Here is a 23,107-nt window from a genome sequence, read left to right as displayed (position 1 = left end):
GCTCAGCGTCGCGTTCCGGCGCCGACCAGGGTCCGTTCGTACGGGTCGAGCAGCACGCCCCGTACGCCGTCGGCCACGCCGACGATGATGCCCTGGTGGGCCAGCGGCACCACGGCGTCGGTGCCGAGGACGGCCGCCTCGGCGCGCATCGCCGCGTCCTGGCGCTCACCGGTGTCGGCCACCGCGTCGGCATCGGCGACCGCCCGGTCGACCTTCCTGTCGCACAGCCGGGCGAGGTTGTAACCGCCGTCGCAGGTGTAGTCGCTCGCGAGGACACCGACGGGGTCGCCGGTGTCGACGAGGCTGTTGCGGGCGCCGACGAACGCGTCGAACTTCCCGGCGAGCGCGTCGCTTTCGAGCCGCGCGTACTCCCGTACCACCAGCCTGACCTCGAACCCGGCCTTCTGGAGCTGCTGTTGGAGCACCTGGGCGGTCTCGGGGAGTTCGGGCCGGTTGTCGTAGGTGGCGAGGGTGACGGAGGTGCCGTGCGCGTCGGCGGCGGTCGCGCGTCCGGTGGGCCGTACGCGCTTGCCCTCGGCCCAGGTGACGGCGGGACCGTAGAGGCCGGCGCCGGGGTCGGCGTACCCCTCGAAGACGCCCTTGACGACGGCGGAGCTGTCGACGGCCTCGCGGGCGGCGGCGCGCAGCCTCGGGTCCCTGAAGGGGCCGGACCGGGTGTTGAGGTGCAGGCTCGTGGTGCGGGTGGTGGCGGTCTCCTCGATCAGCGCCTTGTCGAGGGTGGCGGCCTGGGCGACGGGGATCGCCTCGGCGACGTCGACCTGGCCGGTGCGCAGGGCGTTGGCGCGGGCGGTGCCGTCGGCGACGAAGCGGGCGTCGATGCCGGGGGCCTGGGCGCGGCCGCCCCAGTAGTCGTCGAAGCGGTCGAGGGCGGCGGAGGCGGAGCCGGTGACCTCGGTCAGCTCGAAGGGGCCGGCGCCGGTGCCGACGGGATCGACCCGGCCGTCCTTGCCGTAGGCCTTCGGGGCGAACACGGCGAGGCTCGGGCTGGACAGCCGGAGCGGCAGGACGGGGTCGGCGGCTTTCGTGGTGATGCGTACGGCGTCGCCCGCGGCCCGTGCCGTCAGCGTGACGCCGGAGAGGGCGGCCGGGGCGGGCTCGGCCTCGCCGGCGTGGGTGAGGGCGGCGGCGACCGCGGCCGGGGTGACCTCGGAGCCGTCCTGGAAGGCGGCCTCGCGCAGGGTGAACAGCCAGGTGCGGTCGTTCTCGCGGCGCCAGGACGCGGCGAGCGCGGGGGCGGCGGCGCCGTTGGCGTCGAGGACGGTCAGGCCCTCGCTGACGCCGAGGCGGCTGAGGAGGGTGGCGTCGCCGCCGTACGGGGAGAGGTTCTCGGCGGGCGGGAAGGCGAGGGCGACGCGGAGCCGGGAGCCGTCGCCCGTCTCGCCCGCGGAGTCGCCGCCCTGGGCGGCGAAGCAGGCGGTGAGCAGCGGGGCGAGCAGGAGGGAGCCGAGTGCGTGACGGCGGCGCATCGCGGTCACCGTCCCATCGGTATCTCGAAGTGGACGACGTTGCTCGCGCCGCCCGTGGTCTCGCGTTCGTCGTGCACGACCTTGCCGATCGAGCGCCAGAAGGGTTCGGCGCCGGGGACCGCCGGGTCGGTGTGCAGATACACGCGGCGGTAGCCGCCGTCGGCGGCCGCGAAGGCGAGCAGTTCGTCGACCAGGCGGCGGGCGAGGCCGCGTCTGCGGTGCTCGGGGCGGACGTAGATCCGGCGCAGTTGGGCGGTCTCGCCGTCGGGGTAGCGCTCGGCCAGCTCGCGCGGGTTCGGCGGGTGCGCGGGGCCGCGGGAGTCGAGGGCGCCGGTGGCGACGACGGCCCGGTCGTCCGGGTCGAGGGCGACGAGGAGGGTGTGGCGGGCCGGGACGAGGTAGGCGGCGGCCGGGTCGACGATGTCGGCGTGCCAGCGCGGCACGTACCCGGTTCCGAAGTCGCGGTAGACGGTGTCGAGCATCACGGCTCGCGCACCTTCGAGGTCGTCCGGGCTCGCGGCCCTGATGCTGTAGTCACGCACTTGCACATCATATGCATTAAGGACCGGACCTTGATCGCGGGGTGATTTGACAGTGGTCGAACGCACGTCATAGAACCTACCGACATGACATCCATTTTCAAAAAGATGGAGCGGTAGTGCGCATCGCCTTCGTCGGCAAGGGCGGCAGCGGCAAGACCACCCTGTCCGCGCTCTTCTCCCGCCATCTGGCCCGTTCCGGCGCACCGGTGCTGGCCGTGGACGGCGACATCAACCAGCACCTCGCCGAGGCGCTGGGCCACGACGGCGACGACCTGGGCGCCCCTCCGCTGGGCGCGCACGTGGCCGACATCAAGGACTTCCTGCGCGGCGACAACCCGCGCATCGCCTCCCGCGAGGCGATGATCAAGACCACACCGCCGGGCCGGGGTTCACGGCTGCTGCGGCTGCTGGGCGACGACGAGCTGCACGCCCGTCACGTCCGGAAGGTCGGTGACGTCCCGCTGATGGTGACGGGCGAGTTCGAGGAGAGCGACCTCGGCGTGGCCTGCTACCACTCCAAGCTGGGCGGGGTGGAGCTGTACCTCAACCACCTGGTCGACGGCCCCGGCGAGTACGTCGTCGTCGACATGACAGCCGGCGCGGACGCGTTCGCCTCGGGCCTGTTCACGCGCTTCGACGTGACCTTCCTGGTGGCCGAACCCACCCGCAAGGGCGTCTCCGTGTACCGCCAGTACCGGGACCACGCGCGGGAGTTCGGGATCCGGATCGCCGTGGTCGGCAACAAGGTGACCGGCGAGGACGACCTGCTCTTCCTCAAGGAGCACGTGGGCGACGACCTGTTGACCCATCTGGTCCAGTCGCCGTGGGTGCGCGCCGCCGAACAGGGCCGCACCGAAGGCGACTTGGACGGCCCGGACGGCCTGGAGCCGCACAACCGGCACGCCCTGTCGATCCTGCGCGAGACGGTCGACGCCCACCCCCGCGACTGGCCGACGCTCCACCGCCACGCCGTCGACTTCCACCTGCGCAACGCCCGCTCCTGGGCGAACGAGGCGACCCGCCTCGACCTGGCCGCCCAGGTGGACCCGGACTTCGTCCCGGGGCCGGCCTCCCTCCGCTGACCCCCTCCCTTCCGTGCACGACAACAGGACAGGAACCCCCCGCACATGTCTCTCGACGTCTCCCCGAAGCTCCTCGCCGAAGCCGAACAGGGCGACATCCGCGAGGAGGACTTCGTGGACACCGTCCGCACCTCCCTCCCCTACGCCTACGACCTGATCGCCTCCCTCGCCGCGGAACTGCGCGGCGGCCGGGCCGAGTTCACCGACAACCAGACCCCTCCCCCGTCCGAGAAGGAGCGCGGCCAGCTCCTGCGGGCGCTCGCCAGCGACGCCATCCGCGGCAGCCTGGAACGCCACTTCGGCGTCGCCCTGGCCTTCCAGAACTGCCACCGCGTGGCCGCCTTCCGCCCGGAGTCGCTCGACGGCGCCGCCTACGCCCGCTTCACATCGCTGCGCTCGCAGGTGCTGAACCAGTCGCCGGAGTTCAGGGACTGCTGAACGGACAGCGCGCGGGGTGCAGGGCCGGGCGGTGCGACCGCCCGGCCCTTCCTCCTCGTGTCCGGGACCGCCGTCCCGGATCTCACGTCACGTCACCGTGCCGACGTCACCGCCGGTGCCGGCGCGTACCCCGTCGGGCGGGCCGTGAAGGTGCCGCGGCCCTGGGTGCGGCTGCGGAGTCTCGTGGCGTAGCCGAAGAGTTCGGCCAGCGGCACGGTCGCCGTGACGACCGTCGAACCGCCGCGCGCGGTCGAGCCCGAGACCCGGCCGCGGCGGGCCGCGAGGTCGCCGAGCACGGCGCCCACCGCGTCCTCGGGCACGGTGACCGTGACCTCGACGACCGGTTCCAGGAGGACCATCGCACAGGCACGCAGGGCCTCCCGGAGGCCGAACCGGCCCGCGGTGCGGAAGGCCGTGTCCGAGGAGTCCTTCACATGGGTCGCCCCGTCGGTGAGGGTGACGCGCAGCCCGGTCACCGGGTGCCCGCCGAGGGGGCCCTCGGCCAGGGCGTCCCGGCAGCCGGCCTCGACCGCGCGGACGTACTCCTGCGGGACGCGCCCGCCCACGACCGCGGAACGGAACTCGAAGGCCTCCCGCGAGGGTTCGACGTCCAGCACGACGTGGGCGAACTGGCCTGCCCCGCCGTCCTGTTTGACGTGCCGGAAGACCAGCCCCGACACCCCGCGCCCGACCGTCTCGCGGTAACCGACCCTCGGGCGGCCGACGGTGAGGGCGAGGCCGTGCTCACGCCGTACCTTCTCCACCGCGACCTCCAGGTGCAGTTCCCCCATGCCGGACAGCAGGGTCTGACCCGTCTCGGGGTCCGTTCGGACGACGAGCGAGGGGTCCTCCTCGGCCAGCCGGGCCAGCGCCGACGCCAACCGGTCGGAGTCGACGGCCCGTTGCGGCTCGACCGCCACGGACACGACGGGGTCGGCCACGCTCGGCGGTTCGAGCACGAGCGGGGCGTCCGGCGCGCACAGGGTCGAGCCCGCCCGGGCCGACCGCAGCCCGACGACGGCCACGATGTCGCCGGCGACCGCCCGTTCCAGCGGGGCGTGCCGGTCGGCCTGCACGCGCAGGATCCGTCCGACGCGCTCGGTACGGCGTGCACCCGCGTCCCACACGGTGGCTCCCTTCTCGATCGTTCCCGCGTACACCCGGAGGTACGTCAGCCGTCCGGTCGCGGTGGCGTGCACCTTGAACGCCAGCGCCGCGAAGGGCGCCGCCGGGTCGCAGGGCCGTTCCTCACCGTTCCCGCCGCGTACGGCGGGCACGTCGAGCGGTGACGGCAGGTACGCCACGACGGCGTCCAGCAGCGGTTCGACACCGCGGTCGCGGTAGGCCGAGCCGCACAGGACGACCACGCCGTCGCCGCCGCGGGTGAGGTCCCGCAGTGCGGCGGTGAGGGTGCCGGCGGACAGGGTCTCCCGGTCGCAGAACTCCTCCAGGGCGGCCGGGTGCCGTTCCGCGACGGCCTCCTCCAGCGTGCGGCGGCGTCCGAGCGCCTCCTCGCGCAGCGGGTCCGGCACCGGCCCTTCGAGCAGCGTGCCGCCGACCGGCCAGGTCAGCGCCCGCATCCGGACCAGGTCGACGACACCGGTGAAGCCGTCCTCGCTGCCGATGGGCATCTGCACGAGAAGCGGGGCCGGATGCAGTCGCCGGCGGATGGAGTCGACGGCGGCGTCCAGGTCGGCGCCCGCGCGGTCCATCTTGTTGACGAACGCGATCCTCGGGACACCGTGCCGGTCCGCCTGCCGCCACACCGACTCGCTCTGCGGCTCCACGCCCGCGACCGCGTCGAACACCGCGACCGCTCCGTCGAGCACCCGGAGCGAGCGCTCCACCTCGTCGGCGAAGTCGACGTGCCCCGGGGTGTCGATCAGGTTGAGGCGGTGTCCGTCCCACGCGCAGCTCACGGCCGCGGCGAAGATGGTGATCCCGCGGTCGCGCTCCTGCGGGTCGAAGTCGGTGACGGTGGTGCCGTCGTGGACCTCGCCGCGCTTGTGCGTGGCGCCGGTGGCGAACAGGATCCGCTCGGTGACGGTGGTCTTGCCGGCGTCGACGTGGGCGAGGATGCCGAGGTTGCGGACGACGGCGAGCGGGTCGGTGTGACGGTCGGTGCGCACGGCCCATGGCCTTTCGGGTGGTGGGTATGACAGGGCTGCGCGATGTCCCGTACGACGACATGGCGGCACGTCGCCCGCGGCTGCGGGGCGGTGTCCGGCCTCGGTCAGGCGGTCGTCGCGGGCGTCCGGTGCCGGCCGCGCAGCGGGCACCGGAGGGTCGAGGACACGAGGATCACGTCGTACGACGTCCGGGGAACGGCGACAGCGCTGCGCACGCACACGGCCGTACTCCCCTCGCTCGTCGTCCTCTTGATGGGCTGCGTGGTGAGTGTAGGGACACGGGAAGGGGCGGGGCACGGGGTTTTTCCCGTGCCCCGCCCCTTCGGACGGGATGCCGGCGCTAGAGGCCCTGGAGGCCGTCGTAGGCGGCCATGACGAGGTCCAACCCCCTTGTGTCCTCGGCGGGTTCGCGCATCTGGTTGGTCGCGTACGCCACCACCATGCGGGCGTCGGGGTCGATCATGACGAGGGAGCCGCCCCAGCCGCCCCAGCCGAAGGAGGTGCCGAACAGGCCGTAGCCCAGTCCGTACCGCTGGGGCATGCCGATCACTTGGTCCTCGCCGCTGAACTGCTCCTCCCGGGCCCGTTCGGCGCCCGCCGCCGACAGCAGCCGTACGCCCCGGACGGTGCCGCCGCAGGCGAGCGCGGACTGGACGAGCGCCACCGAACGGGCGTTGCCGAACCCGCCGGCGGCGGGGATCTGGGCGCGCCGCCAGGCCGTGCTGTTGCCGTCCCGGAGGCGGAAGGCGGTCGCCGTGGTGCGCGGGGCGTCGCTGTTCGCGGCGCCCGCGGTGTAGTCCTCGTCGCGGCCGGGCGGCGGGAGCGTGCGGGCGACCCGGTGGTCCTGGTCGGCGGGGAGGCCGATGTGGAAGTCGGCGCCGAGGGGGCCGGTGACCTCCTGGGCGAGGAACTCGCCGACCGTGCGGCCGGTGATCCGGCGCAGGACCTCGCCGACCAGGAAGCCCTGGGTGAGCGAGTGGTAGCCGGCCGCGGTGCCGGGCTCCCACAGGAGGGGCTGGGCGGCGAGCCGGGAGGTGGCGGCCGGCCAGTCGTAGAGCTCCTCGACCGGGCCCTCCCAGTGGGGCAGGCCGGCCGTGTGCGACAGCAGGTGCCGGACGAGCACCTTCTCCTTGCCGGCGGCGGCGAACTCCGGCCAGTAGCGGGCCACCGGGGCGTCCGGGTCGAGAGCGCCGCGGTCGGCGAGGATCAGCGCGCACAACGCCGTCATCGTCTTGGTGGTGGAGTAGACGTTGGTGATCGTGTCCCGTTCCCACGGGACCGTCCGGCCGGCGTCGGTGCAGCCGCCCCAGACGTCCACCACCGGCTCACCGTCCACGAAGACGGCCACCGAGCCCCCCGCGTCCCCTTCGTCCAGCAGCGCCGCCAGCCCGTTGGGTACCGCGGAGAACAGATCGTCGTACGTGCCCTGGATGTCGGCCATGGAGGGTATTGAGCTCCTCGCCCGGCGCGCCGGTCAACCGATATACGGGTGGATCGCGCCGCCGTGCCCACAGCAGCGCCGCGGCCGACGCCGCCAGGGTGACCAGGCCACCGGCCAGGAGTCCGGATCTGGCGCCCTGCGCCTCGACGAGCCGGCCCAGCGGGAGGGCGCCCAGCGGGGTCGATCCCTGGAAGATCACGACGTAGAGGGCCAGCACCCGGCCGCGGTACCGCGCGTCGCCGCCCAACTGCACGCGGTGGTTGGTCGCCTGCGCGAAGTAGCCCGCCCCGAAACCGGTGGCGGCGAGTGCCACGAGGGTCAGGGCGAACGTCGGTGCCAGGCCCGAGGCGGTCTCGCACAGCCCGAACAGCGCGCTCGCGCCGATCACCGCTCCGGCCGTCGGTCTGCGCACCCGGGCGGTCGTGACGAGCGCGGCGCCCAGCGAGCCGGCCGCGAGCGCGGAGGTCAGCAGTCCGAACGAGGACGGGCCGGTCCCGAACTCCGCCTTGGCGAGCACGGGCAGGGTGAGCTGGAAGCTGAAGCCGAAGGTGCCCACGACCGCCAGCAGGGCCAGCGGCAGCAGCAGGTCAAAACGCCCCCGCACATGCCTGAGTCCGGCGCTCACCCCGCCGCTCCGGTGGCGCGGGTCGGTCCGCGGGCGGGCCGAGCACAGCTCGTGCTCCCGCATCAGCGCGATGCTCGCCACGGTCGCGCCGTAGCTGACGGCGTTGAGCAGGAACACGGAGGCGGCGCCGAGGCGGCCGATGAGCAGACCGGCGAGCGCCGGACCCACCATCCTGGCGACGTTGAAGTACGCCCCGCTCAACGCCGAGGCGTTGGGCAGGAGTTCGGCCCCGACCATCTCCCCCACCAGGGCCATGCGGGTCGGTGCCTCCACGGCGGTGACCATGCCAAGGGCCGCGGCGAACCCGTAGAGGTGCCACAGGCGCAGCCCAGGGCCGACGGCCACCAGGAAGACCAGCCCGGCGAGCAGCCCGGCGACCCCGTTCGCCACCGCCAGGAGCCGTCGCCGGTCCCACCGGTCCGCGAGGGTGCCGCCGTGCAGCGTGAGCAGCAGCACGGGGGCGAACTGCAGGCCGGTGACGAGTCCGAGCTGGGTCGCCGAGTCACCGGACAGGGACAGCACCAGCCAGTCCTGGGCCACCAGCATCATCCAGGTGCCGGTGACGGAGAACATCTGGCCGATGACGAAGAGCCGGAAGTTGCGCACGGCGAGCGATCGGAACGTGTGCCGGAACATCTTCCCCCGCCGGTCAGGGCGCGGTGCGCGCGGCACCCCGGGGTGCGGCCGCCCACGCTCCCGAGGGCACGTGCGGGCGCTCCTCGGCCGGCCAGCGCGGTGCCCGGGCACCGGACGCCCGGGGTCCCGCGTCCTGTGCGGACGCGCGGACCAGGGCGAGCAACACCGCGGTGACGGCGGCCAGTTCGGTCTCGGACGGCCGGCCCGAGCGCACCTCGAAGGCCGCGGCGGCGGGACGGCGGGCAAGGTCGCCGGTCACTGCGGCTGGTTCCCGTGCTTGCGGCTGGGCGCGGCGACGTACTTGGCGCGCAGCATGCCGAGGGCGTCCGCCAGGCGGGGGCGGGTCTCGGCCGGGTCGATCACGTCGTCGACGAGTCCGCGCTCCGCCGCGTGGTACGGGTGCATCAACTGCTCCCGGTACTCCTCCATGTACTGCTTGCGGGCGAGTTCGGGGTCCGGCGCGGCGGCGATCTCGCGACGGAAGACCACGTCGGCGGCGCCCTCGGCACCCATCACGGCGATCTCGTTGGTGGGCCAGGCCAGGGAGACGTCGCAGCCGATCGAGCGCGAGTCCATGACGATGTAGGCGCCGCCGTAGGCCTTGCGCAGGATGACCTGCACCCGGGGCACGGTGGCGTCGCAGTAGGCGTACAGCAGCTTGGCACCGTGGCGGATGATGCCGCCGTGCTCCTGGTCGACCCCTGGCAGGAAGCCCGGGACGTCGACGAGGGTGACGAGCGGGATGTTGAACGCGTCGCAGAACCGCACGAAGCGGGCGGCCTTCTCGCTGCCCTTGATGTCCAGCACTCCGGCCAGCACGGACGGCTGGTTCGCGACGATCCCCACGACGTGGCCGTCCAGCCGCGCGAGGGTGCACAGCACGTTGGGGGCCCAGCCCTGGCGGATCTCGAAGTGCTCGCCGCCGTCGACGATCTCCTCGATGACCCGGCGCATGTCGTACGGGCGGTGGGGGTCGGCGGGGACGAGGGCCGCCAGGGTCTCGGTGCGCCGGTCCGCCGGGTCGGACGGGGGCTCGGCGGGCGCGGCCTCCCGGTTGTTGGCGGGCAGCAGGGAGAGCAGGTAGCGGACGTCCGCCAGACAGGCCGCCTCGTCGTCGTGGACGAAGTCCGCGACTCCGGAGACCGTGCCGTGCGGGTCGGCGCCGCCCAGTTCGTCCTGGGTGATCGTCTCGCCGGTGACCGCCTTGACCACGTCGGGGCCGGTGATGAACATCTGCGAGGTGCCGCGGACCATGAAGACGAAGTCGGTGAGCGCGGGCGAGTAGGCGGCGCCCCCGGCGCACGGCCCCATGATGACGCTGATCTGGGGGATCACCCCGGAGTTGCGCACGTTGCGCCGGAAGATGCCGCCGTACCCGGCGAGGGCGCCGACCCCCTCCTGGATCCGGGCGCCGGCGCCGTCGCACAGCCCCACCAGGGGAGCACCCGCCGTGGACGCCATGTCCATGATCTTGTGGATCTTCTCGGCGTGCGCCTCTCCGAGCGAGCCGCCGAAGACCCGGAAGTCGTGGGCGTACGCGAAGACCATCCGCCCGTAGACCCGGCCCCAGCCGGTGACGACCCCGTCCGTGTAGGGCCGCTTGTGCTCGAGGCCGAAGCCGGTGGCCCGGTGCCGGCGCAGGCCCTCGACCTCGGTGAAGTCACCGTCGTCGAACAGCAGGGCCAGGCGCTCACGGGCGGTGAGCTTGCCCTTGGCCCGCTGGGCCCGGGTGGCCCTCTCGTCCGGACCCTCCCGGACGGCGGCGCGGATCTCGTGGAGTTCCGCGACCCGGTCGCGGGCCGCCTGGAACGGATTGTCCTGTACGACGGTCATGACTGCCCTTTCTCCTGACAGGCCGGGAAACGGGGGGCGCCGGGTTCAGGCGTGGCAGGTGGGGAGGCCGCCGTGGAACTCCAGCATCTCGCCGAACGCGGCCATTTCGTCGATCGGTTCGCCCAGGGGTCCGCCGCGTGCCTCGGCGACGGCCCGGACGAGGTTGGGCACGAGGCGCTCCGGGTCGAGCAGGGCGCCCCACTCCCCCAGGTCCGTCTCGCGGGCCGCCTCCAGGGGGGAGACGCCCGCCGACACGGTGTCCTCGGCGAGCCGTTGCACCCACCGCAGATAGCGGGCGCAGGTGTCGAACACCTCGGGTCCGCAGACCGGGCCGTGTCCCGGCACGACCGTGGTGGGCCCCAGTGCGCGCAGGAGCCGTATCGCGCGCAGCGAGCCCTCGACGGAACCCATGAGGCAGAAGGGCGTCACCCCGTTCATGACGATGTCCCCGGTGAACAGCACCCGCCGGTGCGGCACCCAGACGACGGTGTCGCCCGTGGTGTGCGCGGGGCCGGGGTGGATCAGCTCGACCTCGTCAGGGCCGGTGTGCAGGGTCATCCGGTCCGAGTAGGTGAGCTCCGGCAGGGTGACCCGCACCTCGCCCCACGGCACGTCGGGCCACAGTCGCTGGAGTCCGAGGCCGGACGTCGCCATGTCCGAGCGGGTGGTGTCGTGGCCGACGAACAGGGCGTCCGGTGCGAAGACGCAGTTGCCGAAGGTGTGGTCGCCGTGCTGGTGGGTGTTGACCACCAGCAGGCGTGAGTCGCCCCTGAGCCGCTCGGCCCCGGCGCGCAGCCTGAGGGCCCGGGCCCGGGTCGCGGCGGTGTCCACGACGAGGGTGACGTCGCTGCCGGGCAGGACGCCCGCGTTGCTCAGACACCAGCTCCCGTCCGGCTGGACGAAGGCGTGCACGCCGTCGGCGACCTCCTCGAACCGCGGCTCGTACGGGCCGAGTTCACTCATGTCGGCTCCTTCTCCTGGACCTCGGGCACGGACCGCCGCCCGGCGGGCCTTCAGCGTCGGTGCCGCGCTTCGAGGACGGTTAGAGACCGGACGGTGGCGAGGGACCGCCGCGTTCGCGCGATCCGTTCTCGATCATTCGTCGACGGGGGCCGGTGACCCTGGACCGCACACGGCCCGGAGGAGGGTGTTCATGAGCGGGAAAGCGGTGGTGACGGGTGGTACCCGGGGGGTCGGACTGGCGGTCGCGCGCCGGCTGTGCGCGGACGGCGGCGACGTCCTGCTGGTCTACGGGCACAGCGACGCCGACGCGAAGCACGCCCTGGACTCCCTGTCCGGGCTGCCGGGCACGGTGACCGCGGTGCGGGCGGACCTGACCGCCCCGGGCGGGATCGTGCGGGTGCTCGACGAGGTGCGGGAGACCTGGGGCGTCCTGGACGTCTTCGTGCACGCGGCCGCGCACCGGCGTCCGCCGGCCGGGCCGCGGGCCTCGCTGCGGGAGGTGCGGGACGATCTCGTCCTGGCGCTCGCGCCGCTGCTCGCCGGTGTGCCCGTCCTGACCGGGCTGATGGCCGGCCGGCCGGGCCGGGTCATCGCGGTGAGCAGCGCGGGCGCGGGCCGGGTCGTCCCCTCCTATCTGACGCAGGGGGTGGCCAAAGCCGCTCTGGAGAGCCTGGTGCGCTATCTGGCCGTGGAGCTGGCCCCGGCGGGCATCACCGTGAACGCGGTCTCCACCTCGAAGATCGACAAGGGGCCAGGTGCCGAGGGTCCGGCGCAGGTGGCGGCGGCGCTCGCCGCGCGCACCCCGGCGGGTCGGCTGACCGCTCCGGACGACATCGCCGACGCCGTGGCCCTGCTGTGCCGTCCCGACGCGGGCTGGATCCACGGCCAGGTCGTCACGGTCGACGGCGGCCTGTCCCTGGTGGCCGGCTGACCTCAGCACCACCGCCCTCAAGCGGCCCACCGGCACCCGCCATCCCCCGTCGGGCGCCGGTGGGCCTGTTCCGTGCCGCCCCGGCCCGGGTGCCCCTCAGTTCCGGGCCGCGCCCGCGGTGGTCCGCAGGCCCTGATGGATCTCCAGGGCGGCCGCGGTCCGGTTGAGGGTGATGCAGTGCAGTCCCGGGGCGCCCTCGGCGAGGAGCCGACGCGCCATGGCGGTCGCGTGCTCGACGCCGATGCGGTGCCCTTCGGCCGGTCTGTCCCGGGCGGCGTCCAGGCGCCGGGCCAGGTCCTCGGGGAAGGCCGCGCCGGACAGGGCGGCGAACCGCCGGATCTGGCGTACGTCGGTGGCGGGCATGATCTCCGGGATGATCGGTGTGTCGCAGCCCGCGGCCTCGACCCGGTCGCGCAGCCGCAGGTAGTCCTCCACGTGGAAGAACATCTGGGTGATGGCGTAGTCGGCGCCGGCCCGGCACTTGGCCACGAAGTGCCTGATGTCGCTGTCCCAGTCGGCGGAGCGCGGGTGCATCTCCGGGAAGGCGGCCACGCCCACGCCGAAGTCGCCCGACTCCTTGATCAGGCCGACGAGTTCGCAGGCGTGGCGGAAGCCGTGCGGGTGCGGCCGCCAGGGGGCGTTCGGGTCCCCCGGCGGGTCTCCGCGCAGGGCGAGCACGTCCCGGACCCCCGCGTCGGCGTACTGGCCGAGGATGTGGCGCAGTTCGGCCACCGAGTGCCCGACGGCGGTGAGATGGGCCACCGGACGCAGGGTCGTCTCCGCGGCGATCCGCCGGGTGACGGCCACGGTGCGGTCCCGGGAGGAGCCGCCGGCGCCGTAGGTCACCGACACGAAGGCCGGTGACAGCGCCTCGATCCGGCGGACGGTGGTCCACAGGGCCTGTGTGCCCTGTTCGGTCCGCGGCGGGAAGACCTCGAAGGAGAAGAAGGGGACCCCGCCGGCGAGGACCTCGCGCACGGTGGGCGCGCTCACTTGGCTGTTCACGGCAACACCTCCAGGAACGGGGCGAGTTCGGCGGCCGCCCCGGGGCCGTAGGCATCGTGGAGGCGGGCCAGCAGGACCGGTGCCCGCGGGGCGTACTCCTGGGTGCCGACCGTCTCCAGTGCCAGCGTGGCCAGCGCGCAGCCCAGCCGGGCCGCTGCCTGTTCACCGAGTCGCCACGCGCCGGCGGCGAGGAAGCCCGCGCGGAACGCGTCGCCGACGCCGGTGGGATCGACGGTGGGTGCGGTGGTGACGGCGGGAACCCGCACCGGCCGGTGTCCGGCCCGCTGGATGCGGGCGCCCCGGTCCCCCAGGGTCGTCACCCAGGAGCCGACGCGGCCCAGGATCTGCGGCTCGGTCCAGCCGGCCCGCTCCTGGAGGAGCGCGGACTCGTACTCGTTGGTGAACAGCAGCCGGGGATGGTCCAGCAGGGCCCGGACCTCGGAGCGTCCCAGGTGCGCGAGTTGCTGGGAGGGGTCGGCGGCGAAGGGGATGCCCAGGGCGATGCACTCCCGGGTGTGCCGGAGCATCGCCTCGGGGTCGTTCGGCGAGACGACGACCATGTCGAGGCCGCCGGTGCGGTCGATCAGCGGATGGAGGCTGATGTCACGGGCCTCGGCCATCGCACCGGCGTAGAAGGTGGCGATCTGGTTCTGCTCGGCGTCGGTGGTGCAGATGAAGCGGGCGGTGTGCCGGCTGTCCGAGACGGTGATGGAGTCGGTGTCGACCCCGTTCCGCTTCAGCCAGAGCTGGTACTCGGCGAAGTCGACTCCGGCGGCGCCGACCAGGTACGGCGTCAGACCGAGCCGGCCGAGTCCGAAGGCGATGTTGGCGGCCACTCCGCCCCGGCGGATCTCCAGGTCCTCGGCGAGGAAGGAGAGCGAGACGCGGTCCAGGCTGTCGGCGAGCAACTGCTCGGTGAAGCGGCCGCGGAACTGGAGCAGGTGGTCGGTGGCGATCGATCCCGTCACGGCAATGCGCATGGCGGCCTCTCTTTCGTGATGGTGCCGGGCGTTCGGGATCAGACGCCGGCCGCCCGGCGCAGTGCCTCGGCGCGGTCGGTGCGTTCCCAGGTGAACTCGGGCAGTTCACGGCCGAAGTGGCCGTACGCCGCGGTCCGGGCGTAGATCGGGCGCAGCAGGTCGAGGTCCCGGATGACGGCGGCCGGACGCAGGTCGAAGACCTCGTGCACGGCGTCCTCGATACGGCTCTGCGCGACGACGGCGGTGCCGAACGTCTCGACGAACAGGCCCACGGGCCGGGCCTTGCCGATGGCGTACGCGACCTGGACCTCGCAGCGCCGGGCGAGACCGGCGGCGACGACGTTCTTGGCGACCCAGCGCATCGCGTACGCGGCGGAACGGTCCACCTTGGAGGGGTCCTTGCCGGAGAAGGCGCCGCCGCCGTGCCGGGCCATGCCGCCGTACGTGTCGATGATGATCTTGCGGCCGGTCAGGCCCGCGTCCCCCATCGGTCCGCCCACCTCGAAGCGGCCCGTCGGGTTGACCAGCAGCCGGTGGCCGTCCGTCTCCAGCTTGATGCCCTCGTCCCCGAGCTCCGCCAGCACGGGTTCCACGACGTGCCGCCGGACGTCCGGGGCGAGGAGCGCGTCGAGGTCGACCCCGGCGGCGTGCTGCGAGGAGACGACGACCGTGTCGAGCCGGAGGGGTCGGCTGCCCTGGTACTCCAGGGTGACCTGTGTCTTGCCGTCCGGCCGCAGGTAGGGGACGGTGCCGTCCCGGCGGACCGCGGACAGCCGCTCGGCCAGGCGGTGCGCCAGGTGGATGGGGAGCGGCATCAGGGTCGGGGTCTCGTCGGTGGCGTAGCCGAACATCAGGCCCTGGTCGCCCGCGCCCTGCCGGTCGAGGTCACCGGCGTCGCCGTCGACGCGGCTCTCGTAGGCGGTGTCGACACCCCGCGCGATGTCGGGCGACTGCGCGCCGATGGACACCGAGATCCCGCAGGAGGCGCCGTCGAAGCCCTTCGCCGAGGAGTCGTAGCCGATCTCCAGGATCTTCTCGCGCACGAGCCGCGCGATCGGCACGTCGGCCTCGGTCGTGACCTCGCCGGCCACGTGCACGAGGCCGGTGGTGATCAGTGTCTCCACGGCGACTCTGGAGGCCGGGTCCGCCCGCAGCAGCGCGTCCAGCAGGGTGTCGCTGATCTGGTCGGCGATCTTGTCGGGGTGGCCCTCGGTGACGGACTCCGAGGTGAACAGGCGTCCGGGCATGGCTGTGCCTCCTGATGGGGCGTCGGCTCCGATGGGGAACGGGAGCGGCTGGTCCGGTCCCCCGCAACGTAGCCAGCCGCGTTAGAGCCCTGTTCGCGCCAGTGTCCGGATCCGCACGGGTGCTCTCCGACATCTCGACGAACCCTCGACCCGGGGTGCGGACGATGGACCGTCATCCGAACTCCCGAGGGATGCGAGGACACTTCATGACCATCAGCGACACCAGCGCCGGGCCGTCCCTGGACGCGCCGGCGATCGCCCGCCTGAGCGCCTCCTACGCCGAGGCCCGCATACTGCACAGCGCCGTCGAGGTGGGGCTCTTCGAGCTCCTGTCCGAAGGGCCGCTGAGCCAGGGCGAGATCTGCGCACGGCTGGAGCTCCACCCGCGTCTGCTGCGGGACTTCCTCGGCGCGGTGGCCGCGCTCGGTCTGATCCGGCGGGACGGCGCGCGGTATCGCCTCACGCCCGAGGTGGAGCAGTTCCTCGTGCCCGGGGGCCCGCTCTACCTGGGCGCCCGGATCCGTACCGCGGGTCAGCGCCACTACCACACGTGGGGCCGGCTCACCGAGGCCCTGCGGGACGGCGAGCCCAAGGCCGGGGTCGGCGCGGACGCGTTCGCCACGCTGTACAGCAACCCGGAGGCCACCCGGAACTTCCTGGTCCACATGGACGCCAACAACGGGGTGGTGGGTCCGCAGCTCGCCGAGGCGGTGGACTGGTCGGCGTACTCGTCGTTCGTCGACGTGGGCGGCGCCCGGGGCAATGTCGCCGCCCAACTGGTGCGCCGGCACCCCCACCTGACCGGCGGGGTCTTCGAACTGCCCGCCGTGCAGCCGTTCTTCGACGAGCACATGGCCGAACTGGGCCTGTCCGGGCGGGTGCTGTTCCACCCGGGCGACTTCTTCGCCGACACCCTGCCGCAGACCGACGTGCTGGTGTTCGGGCACGTGCTGCACGACTGGTCGCAGGACGGGCGCCAGGAGCTGCTGGACCGCGCCCACGCCGTGCTGCCGCCGGGCGGGGCGGTCGTCGTCTACGACCAGATGCTCGACGAGGAGGCACCGGACCTGCGCAGCCTCGTGGGCAGTCTGAACGTCGGGCTGATCACGCCGGGCGGCTCCGAGTACACGGTGTCGGAGTGCCGTACCTGGGTGGAGAAGTCGGGCTTCACCTTCCTGTCGGCCACCCGGCTGGCGAAGGGCAACGACACGGTCGTCGTCGCCGCGAAGCGCGACTGACCCGGTGGCACCGCACGGCTCGGCCCCGGAACCGGGAAGGGTTCCGGGGCCGAGCCGTGCAGGCGGCGGGGAGCGGGGCGGCTCAGCCCGCCGCCGTACCGGCCAGCTCGGTGAGCTGGTCGCGCACGTCCGCGTCGAGCTGCTTGCGGGCGACGCGGGACTCCTCCTCGGAGACCGGGCCGGCCAGGGTGACGGTCCTGCGCAGGCGGACCGTCGTGCCGCCCTGTTCCTCGGTGAACCGGAACTCCCCTGTCGACGCGTGCAGTTGAGGGGCGAGCCCGGTGTGGCGCTTGAACACGAGGCCGTCCTCGGACGGTTCGACGCACACCCAGTGCGCCGCGCCGTCCGGGAGGGTGCCGGCCGCGCGGGCCGCGACCTCCTCGCGGGGCGCCCGCACCCGGACCGTGCGGACACTGGTCAGGGTGTCGCGGCGCAGTGCCTCGATCGACCCCGCCAGCCGGGCGATCCCGGCGAGCTGGCGGGGCACGTTGTCGTCGAGCTGACGGGCCACCTTGCCGGCGGCCGCCGGGTCGGCACCCTCGGCCAGGTCGAAGGAGTGCCGCACCCGCAGCCTCGTCCCGCCGTCGGCCAGACGCTCGAAGCGCCACTCGCCGCGCATGGCGGTCAGCGGCGGCCGGGGCGTCTCGTGCTCGAAGGAGATGAGCAGGTTCTCGGTGTCCCGGACCCGCCACAGGCGCCAGCCCCGGGGCGCGCCGCCGTCGATCACCCAGCGGGCCACGAGATCGCGTTCGGCGCTCTCGGTGCGGACGATCTCGGCGTGCAGATGGGTGGGGAAGTACTGGGGGGCCTCGACCACGTCGGCGACCAGGTCGAAGAGGACGCGGGCGGGTGCCGCCGCGGTCAGTTCATGGGTGAGTTCGGTCATCGGGGTTCCTCCGTGCGTCGGTGGTCCGGGGACACGCTGCGGGCGAAGGGGCCCGCCTGCCAGTTCGCCTCGATGCCCCAGGAGACGACCCGGGTCGGCGTGATCCGGATCAGCTCCCGGGCCACCTGGCCGCCGAGGCGCCGGCCGCCCTCGGCCAGGGCTTCGGCGAGCCCGCGGATCTCGATGCCCCGGGGTGCCGTCGGATCGGCCGGGTCGACGTCGTCGACGACGAACGCGACCTGCGGGCGCGCGCGGACGTCCCGGTACTTGCGGCTCCTGGTGAGGTTGAGGCCGCCGATGTCGATGGTCGCCAGGTCCGGGTTGTAGTGCAGGCCCACCGGGACGACGTGCGGATCGCCGTGCGGGCCCACGGTCGCGAGCCGGCCGAAGGGCTGCGAGGTGAGGTACTCGATCTCCTTGTCGGTGAAGATCACGCGGTTCTCCCCCTCACAGTTTCGCGGCGGGGCCGAGCGGATCCAGGGTGAGCGAGGGGTCGTCCCGGACCACGGGGGCCACCACCGCGTCGATGCGGCGCAGGAGTTCGTCGTCGAGGGTGACGTCGGCGGCGGCCGCGTTCTGCGCCACCTGCTGCGGGCGGGAGGCGCCCATGACCGTGGCGGAGACCCCCGGCCGGCCCAGCACCCAGGCGATCGCCGTCTCGGGCAGGGTGAGTCCGGCTTCGGCCACGAGCGGCGCCAGGTCCGCCACGGCGGCGAGCACCTTCTCGTTGAGGTAGTCCCAGCGGCCGATGGACTTGGCGCCGCCCGGACCCGACCCGGCCCGGCTGCCCTCCGGCAAGGGCGCCCCGGGCCGGTACTTCCCGGTGAGCGCGCCGCCGGCGAGCGGCATCCACGCGATCTGGCCGACGCCCGCCTCCCGGCTCGCCGGGAGCACCTCGGCCTCCACGACCCGCCACAGGAGGGAGTACTGGGACTGGTTCGCGATGAGCGGGACGTGCAGTTCCCGGGCGATGCGGGCCGCCTCGCGGATGCGGTCGGCCGGCCATTCGGACACCCCGATGTAGTGGGCCTTGCCCGCGCGGACGACGTCGGCGAGGGCTTCGACGGTCTCCTCCAGCGGGGTCTCCGCGTCGTGGCGGTGCGTCTGGTAGAGGTCCACGTGGTCCATGCCCAGCCGGCGCAGGGAGGCGTCGACCGACTGGAGGATGTGCTTGCGGGACAGCCGGCCGGCGTTGGGGTCGCCCGGCCTGGCCCAGCGGCCCGACTTGGTGCACACGACCAGTTCCTCGCGGCGGACGCCGGCCAGGGCGCGGCCGAGGATCTCCTCCGCCCGGCCCTCGGCGTACAGGTCGGCGGTGTCGAAGGTGGTGATGCCGTTGTCCAGGGCGGCCCGTACGCAGTCCCGGGCGACCGACTCGTCGACCTGGTCCCCGTGCGTGATGGCGTTCCCGTAGACGATCCGGCTCACCACCAGACCGCTGTCCCCGACCCGTGCGTACTTCATCGCTTGGTTCCTTCCTGTGTGTCCACGGCCGCCGGCGCGCCCGGGGCGGCCGTCACGACGTGTACGGGCAGCGGATCGACCCGGTGGGTGGAGACCTCCGTCAGTCCGGCGGCCGCGACCATCCGGCGTGTCGTGTCCAGGGAGTGGGCCTCGCCGCCGGGTGTGGAGACCAGCATCAGCAGGGACAGCAGATGGGCCGCGTGCTCCTCGGCCGGGGGGCCGCCGTCGACGGTGAACCCGACGGTGACCAGACGCCCGCCGGGGCGCAGTGCGCCGGAGAGCCGGCGCAGCAGGGCGACGCCCTGGTCCTCGGGGAACATGGGCAGCAGGTTCGCGACGACGATCAGGTCGTACGGTCCGGCGAGCGGGGCGGTGAAGGCGTCGCCCTCGATGCGGTGGGTGCGGTCCGCGAGGCCCATGCGCCCGGCGTGGACCAGGGCCTGGTCGAGGACGTCGGGGCGGTCGAGGGCGTGCAGGACGGCGGTGGGGTGCAGCCGGGCGAACTCCAGGCCGAACAGGGCGTGTCCGCAGCCGACGTCGAGCACCCGGGGCACCGGCACGGTGTCCGCCCAGGCCCGGGTGGACTCGACGAGGGCGGCCGCGGCGGCCCGGGTCACGAAGGTGCCGTCCGCGGCGAAGTCCCGCCAGTAGGAGAACCCCGGCTCGGTGGCGTCGGGGGCGAGCAGGGTGCCGCCCTTGCGCACCACGGCGGCGAGGTCGCGCATCGCCTCCCACTCCCAGTCGCTGACGTTGATCCGCAGCGCGTGTCCGGCGTACTGGGGGCTGTCGCTGACCAGGAGTTCGGCGGCGCCGGGCGGGAGGGCGAAGCGGGTGCCGTCCCGGACGAGGAGTCCGGTGGCGGCGGCCGCGCCGAGCAGGATGCGCAGCGCCCGGGCGTCCGCGCCGACGGCACGGGCGAGCCGGCCGGGGTCCAGGGGGCCGGCGGCGAGCGCGTCGAAGACGCCGAGTTCGACCGTGGCCCTGAGCAGACTGGTGCGTTTGAAGGCCTGGAGGGTGTCCAGCAGGCTCTGCCGGGTGACGGCCGGCGCCGCGTGGGTCGTCATCGTCAGCTCTTCCGGAAGATGAAGCCGTAGGTGCGCTCGACCTGCACGCGCAGCACGAGCCGCTGGTCCTTCACCTTGGTCCGGCGGAACTCCTCCCAGTCCTCGTGCTCGCCCTGGGTGGCGCGGTACATGTCGCAGAGCTCGTCCACCACGGCGTCGTACGGGTCGGCGGCCACCTCGGACACCGAGGCGGTGCCCTCGAAGACCCCGAAGGCGAACATGTCCTCGGTCGTCACGTGGAAGGTGACCCGGGGGTCCCGGCGGGCGTTGCGCGTCTTGGCCCGGTCGTCGGTGGTGGCGATCCGGATGGTGTCCGTGGCGGGGTCGTAGCTGTATCCCACGTTGGAGAGCTGGGGGCGGCCGTCGCGTTTGAGGGTGACCAGGACGCCGCGACCGCCGCTGCGCTCGGCCAGCAGCCGCCGGTAGGCGTCCTCCTGGTTCTGACTCATGACTTCTCTCCGTTCGTACGGCTGTGAACTGACGTGTGGGGTTGGGGACTTCAGGACGCTTCCGGCAGGGAGGCGGACGTGCTGCGGGCCGCAGTGAGTCCGGCGGACCGCAGTACGTGGTCGAGGTCCGCGCCGTCGGCCAGCGGTCCGCGGGCGGCGAGGTGGCCGTCGGGCCGGATGAGCGCGAAGTCCCTTGTCCCGAGGCCGAGATCGCGGCGCAGGACGCCGTCCGGGTCCAGCAGCGGGCGGGGCCCGGAGGTGTCGCCGGTGTCGCAGAGGCGGCGGACCGAGACCGCCCGGCCGTGGGTCGCGTCGAGCCGCCCGACCAGTTCCCCGGTGGGCCGCCCGCCGGCCGTCGCGGGCAGCAGCAGCGTCCAGCGCGGGTCGTGGAGTTCCTCGCACAGGTCCCGCCAGCCGGCCCTGGTGCGCCGGTCCTCGGCGGTGCAGCCCACCCGCTGTCCGGGCCGCGGGCCGGGTCCGGGCGGGGCGGGCCGGCTGAGCGGGCTGTCGGGGTACTCGACGGTCAGTCCGCAGAAGCCGCGGATCATCTTGCGCTCCAGCTTCCGCTTGAGCGGGGTGATCCGGCGGACGGCGCCGAGGCCCACCGGCAGCAGGACGGGCCCGAGGGCGTTGCGCAGGGCGACCAGGGCGGTGGCCACGCGGGTGGAGCCGAGGAGGCGTTCGCCGACGGGGACGCGCTCGGCGCCGTAGCTGTCCAGCAGCCGGTCCTCGGCGTGGCCGCGGACCACGTCGGCGAGTTTCCAGGCGAGGTTGTAGGCGTCCTGCATGCCCGCGTTCATGCCCTGCCCGGAGGCGGGGCTGTGCACGTGGGCCGCGTCCCCGGCGACGAAGCAGCGCCCGACGCGCATGCCGGTGATCATCCGCTGCTGCACGGTGAAGACCGAGATCCAGGTGGGCGGTGCCACCTTCACGGGCCGGCCGAGCGCGGTGGAGATCTTCCGTGCGAGGCGGTTCCTGATCGCCTCCGGGTCGTCCGCGTCCGTGATGTCCTGGGTGTCGATCACCCGCCACTTGCCCGAGGTGGGGAAGGGCACCATCAGCAGGGTGCCCTTGCCGGTGTGCAGCAGGTGGTTGCTGTCCCCGGGGAGCGGGGCGTCCGTCTCGACGTCGGCGTTGAGCCAGGTCTCGCTGGCGTCGCCGAGGAGGGGGAGGCCGAGGCTCTTGCGGACGGTGCTGTGCGCCCCGTCGGTGCCGACCAGCCACGGTACGCGGGAGGTGGTCGCGCGGCCGTCCGCCGCGACGAGCCGCACCTCCACGTGGTCGTCGTACGGGGTGAAGGAGTCGAGCGCGACGCCCCACTCGACCTCGACGCCGCGCTGGGACAGCCGCTCGCGCAGCACCTCCTCGGTCACCACCTGGTCGACCATGAGGCTGAAGGGGTAGCGGGTGGGCATCGTGGAGTAGTCGGTGTCGAAGCGGATCAGGGTGCGTCCGCGCAGGTGCAGGGTGAAGTGCTCGACCTTGCGGCCGCGCGGCAGCAGACCGTCCAGGACGCCCATCTGTTCGCAGATCTCCAGGGTGCGGGCGTGCACGGCGAGGGCCCGGCTGGTGACCGCGGGGCCGGGTGCCCGGTCGACGATCCGTACGGCCACCTGGCGCCGCGCGAGTTCGTGGGCGAGCGTGAGACCGACGGGGCCCGCGCCCACCACGAGGACCTCGGGGCCCGCGGAGCTGTCAGTCATCCCGGGCCTCCGCGAACGCCTTGGCCAGGGCGAGGGTCGCCGCGCTGTTGCCGCCGACCGCGCGGCGCACGAACTCCGCCGCGGACGCGCGTGTCCCGCCGGCCTGTGGGACGTCGGGGATGGCGGCCTCGTTCAGGCGCACGCGGTGCCAGGAGGTGGCGCGCACGCCGTCGGCGGTGGGCACCACGGTCCACTCGCCGAGGTGCGCGGTCATCAGCGGCGGCGTGACGAGCTGCTTGTAGACGATGCGCCGCTGCTCCGGGAAGCAGACCCGGACCGACTCGGTGGTGTGCGCCGAGCCCTCCTTGGTGACGGTGTCCATCACCATCCACTGGATGTTCTCGACGTCCTCGCGCAGCCTCATCCGGGAGACGTGCGGCAGCCGGTCCGGCCAGGCCGCGGCCTCGTACAGGAAGCGGTAGACGGCCTCCGGGTCCGCGTCGATCAGCGTGGAGTCCTCGAACTCGAAGACGAGGCCGGCGGTGTCCGTGGCCTGCTCGGCCAGCGCCTTGACGTTGGCGAGTTCGGTCGTGCTGTTGCGGTCGGTGGCCTGCTCGATCCATTCCAGGCCGGCCGGGTCGTCGTCGACGGCGGTGAACTCGTGGAGCAGGGTGAGGCGGGCGGTGCCCGGTGCGGTGCCGGCCTCGACGATCCACTCGCCGCTCATCGAGGCGACCGGCGGCGTGGAGACCTCCTGCCGGAAGGTGATCCGGGACCGTTCCGGGTCCAGGTGCCGGCGCGAACTCCAGGTCTTGGCCTCGCCGTTGGCGGTGGCCCAGATCCGCAGCCGTTCCACGCCCCCCGTCTGCGGGTCCGCTTCCTCGACGCGCTCGACGTGGATCGTCGGGGCGAAGCGGACGGGCCAGGAGAGAGCGTCGGCGATGATCCCGTAGACCGTCCCGGCCGGTGCGTCGATGTCGATGTGGTGCGTGGTGCGCTGGGTTCCGGTGCGCAGCATTGCCGT

22 protein-coding genes are annotated in these 23,107 nt (G+C 73.5%); 4 read left to right on the top strand and 18 right to left on the bottom strand.

Features of this window, described 5'->3' with window-relative positions:
- Window positions 1-2 precede the first annotated feature (2 nt).
- The gene (locus ACZ66S_RS09655) at window positions 3-1,487 is read right to left on the bottom strand and encodes an ABC transporter substrate-binding protein (RefSeq protein ID WP_469900949.1); all 1,485 of its coding nucleotides are present in this window, start codon (window positions 1,485-1,487) and stop codon (window positions 3-5) included.
- A 5-nt stretch (window positions 1,488-1,492) separates the two neighbouring features.
- The gene (locus ACZ66S_RS09650) at window positions 1,493-2,029 is read right to left on the bottom strand and encodes a GNAT family N-acetyltransferase (RefSeq protein WP_469900948.1); all 537 of its coding nucleotides are present in this window, start codon (window positions 2,027-2,029) and stop codon (window positions 1,493-1,495) included.
- Between the two features lie 116 nt (window positions 2,030-2,145).
- Between ACZ66S_RS09650 and ACZ66S_RS09645 the strand changes: the two genes are divergently transcribed.
- Window positions 2,146-3,111 carry an ATP-binding protein gene (locus ACZ66S_RS09645; protein ID WP_469900947.1) on the top strand — a complete coding sequence of 322 codons (966 nt, stop codon included), beginning with the start codon at window positions 2,146-2,148 and terminating at the stop codon, window positions 3,109-3,111.
- A gap of 45 nt (window positions 3,112-3,156) precedes the next feature.
- Complete coding sequence (locus ACZ66S_RS09640; RefSeq protein ID WP_469900946.1) at window positions 3,157-3,549, top strand: SCO5389 family protein; 393 nt, start codon at window positions 3,157-3,159, stop codon at window positions 3,547-3,549.
- A gap of 92 nt (window positions 3,550-3,641) precedes the next feature.
- On the opposite strand, the gene fusA is transcribed toward ACZ66S_RS09640, so the two are convergent.
- From fusA to ACZ66S_RS09610, 6 genes are all read right to left on the bottom strand, one after another.
- Entirely contained in the window at window positions 3,642-5,678 is a 2,037-nt protein-coding gene (fusA, locus tag ACZ66S_RS09635) for an elongation factor G (RefSeq protein WP_469900945.1), read from the bottom strand.
- Between the two features lie 340 nt (window positions 5,679-6,018).
- Entirely contained in the window at window positions 6,019-7,119 is a 1,101-nt protein-coding gene (locus ACZ66S_RS09630) for a serine hydrolase domain-containing protein (protein WP_469900944.1), read from the bottom strand.
- On the bottom strand, window positions 7,004-8,380 hold the full coding sequence (locus ACZ66S_RS09625) for an MFS transporter (RefSeq protein ID WP_469900943.1): 1,377 nt from the start codon (window positions 8,378-8,380) through the stop codon (window positions 7,004-7,006). Before ACZ66S_RS09625 ends, ACZ66S_RS09630 begins: the two co-directional genes overlap by 116 nt.
- 13 nt (window positions 8,381-8,393) lie before the next feature.
- Entirely contained in the window at window positions 8,394-8,639 is a 246-nt protein-coding gene (locus ACZ66S_RS09620; protein ID WP_469900942.1) for an acyl-CoA carboxylase epsilon subunit, read from the bottom strand.
- Window positions 8,636-10,213: an acyl-CoA carboxylase subunit beta gene (locus tag ACZ66S_RS09615; protein WP_469900941.1), complete on the bottom strand. Its 1,578-nt coding sequence runs from the start codon at window positions 10,211-10,213 to the stop codon at window positions 8,636-8,638. The genes ACZ66S_RS09620 and ACZ66S_RS09615 overlap by 4 nt, the downstream gene beginning before the upstream one ends.
- 45 nt (window positions 10,214-10,258) lie before the next feature.
- On the bottom strand, window positions 10,259-11,176 hold the full coding sequence (locus ACZ66S_RS09610) for an MBL fold metallo-hydrolase (RefSeq protein WP_469900940.1): 918 nt from the start codon (window positions 11,174-11,176) through the stop codon (window positions 10,259-10,261).
- A 190-nt stretch (window positions 11,177-11,366) separates the two neighbouring features.
- Here ACZ66S_RS09610 and ACZ66S_RS09605 point away from each other — a divergent pair, with 190 nt between their 5' ends.
- A complete protein-coding gene (locus ACZ66S_RS09605) occupies window positions 11,367-12,107 on the top strand; it encodes an SDR family oxidoreductase (protein ID WP_469900939.1) in 741 nt (246 codons plus the stop codon).
- A gap of 96 nt (window positions 12,108-12,203) precedes the next feature.
- Here ACZ66S_RS09605 and metF read toward each other — a convergent pair whose 3' ends face one another.
- The 3 genes from metF to metK are packed head-to-tail and all read right to left on the bottom strand — an operon-like array spanning window position 12,204 to window position 15,339.
- Window positions 12,204-13,112 (bottom strand): methylenetetrahydrofolate reductase [NAD(P)H], encoded by a 909-nt coding sequence (metF, locus tag ACZ66S_RS09600; RefSeq protein ID WP_469900938.1) that lies wholly within the window; start codon window positions 13,110-13,112, stop codon window positions 12,204-12,206.
- The gene (locus ACZ66S_RS09595; RefSeq protein ID WP_469900937.1) at window positions 13,109-14,092 is read right to left on the bottom strand and encodes a carbohydrate kinase family protein; all 984 of its coding nucleotides are present in this window, start codon (window positions 14,090-14,092) and stop codon (window positions 13,109-13,111) included. The genes metF and ACZ66S_RS09595 overlap by 4 nt, the downstream gene beginning before the upstream one ends.
- Window positions 14,093-14,130: 38 nt before the next feature.
- Window positions 14,131-15,339, bottom strand: a complete 1,209-nt coding sequence (gene metK / locus ACZ66S_RS09590) for a methionine adenosyltransferase (RefSeq protein ID WP_469900936.1) — start codon at window positions 15,337-15,339, stop codon at window positions 14,131-14,133.
- 206 nt (window positions 15,340-15,545) lie between these two features.
- On the opposite strand from metK, the gene ACZ66S_RS09585 reads away from it, so the two are divergent.
- Window positions 15,546-16,577, top strand: coding sequence for a methyltransferase (locus tag ACZ66S_RS09585; RefSeq protein WP_469900935.1), 1,032 nt, complete (start codon window positions 15,546-15,548; stop codon window positions 16,575-16,577).
- A gap of 82 nt (window positions 16,578-16,659) precedes the next feature.
- On the opposite strand, the gene ACZ66S_RS09580 is transcribed toward ACZ66S_RS09585, so the two are convergent.
- The 7 genes from ACZ66S_RS09580 to ACZ66S_RS09550 are packed head-to-tail and all read right to left on the bottom strand — an operon-like array spanning window position 16,660 to window position 23,101.
- A complete protein-coding gene (locus tag ACZ66S_RS09580) occupies window positions 16,660-17,463 on the bottom strand; it encodes an aromatase/cyclase (protein WP_469900934.1) in 804 nt (267 codons plus the stop codon).
- Window positions 17,460-17,897, bottom strand: coding sequence for a PPOX class F420-dependent oxidoreductase (locus ACZ66S_RS09575; protein ID WP_469900933.1), 438 nt, complete (start codon window positions 17,895-17,897; stop codon window positions 17,460-17,462). The genes ACZ66S_RS09580 and ACZ66S_RS09575 overlap by 4 nt, the downstream gene beginning before the upstream one ends.
- Window positions 17,898-17,910: 13 nt before the next feature.
- Window positions 17,911-18,927 (bottom strand): aldo/keto reductase, encoded by a 1,017-nt coding sequence (locus ACZ66S_RS09570; RefSeq protein ID WP_469900932.1) that lies wholly within the window; start codon window positions 18,925-18,927, stop codon window positions 17,911-17,913.
- Window positions 18,924-19,991: a methyltransferase gene (locus ACZ66S_RS09565; protein ID WP_469900931.1), complete on the bottom strand. Its 1,068-nt coding sequence runs from the start codon at window positions 19,989-19,991 to the stop codon at window positions 18,924-18,926. The genes ACZ66S_RS09570 and ACZ66S_RS09565 overlap by 4 nt, the downstream gene beginning before the upstream one ends.
- Window positions 19,992-19,993: 2 nt before the next feature.
- A complete protein-coding gene (locus ACZ66S_RS09560; RefSeq protein WP_469900930.1) occupies window positions 19,994-20,440 on the bottom strand; it encodes a PPOX class F420-dependent oxidoreductase in 447 nt (148 codons plus the stop codon).
- 50 nt (window positions 20,441-20,490) lie between these two features.
- Complete coding sequence (locus ACZ66S_RS09555; protein ID WP_469900929.1) at window positions 20,491-22,143, bottom strand: FAD-dependent monooxygenase; 1,653 nt, start codon at window positions 22,141-22,143, stop codon at window positions 20,491-20,493.
- Window positions 22,136-23,101, bottom strand: coding sequence for an aromatase/cyclase (locus ACZ66S_RS09550; protein WP_469900928.1), 966 nt, complete (start codon window positions 23,099-23,101; stop codon window positions 22,136-22,138). The genes ACZ66S_RS09555 and ACZ66S_RS09550 overlap by 8 nt, the downstream gene beginning before the upstream one ends.
- Window positions 23,102-23,107 lie beyond the last annotated feature (6 nt).

The sequence above is a fragment of the Streptomyces sp. NPDC107471 genome, from assembly GCF_055582845.1.
Note: the sequence above shows the minus strand (reverse complement) of the source record. Positions and strands in the feature narration are given on the sequence as shown.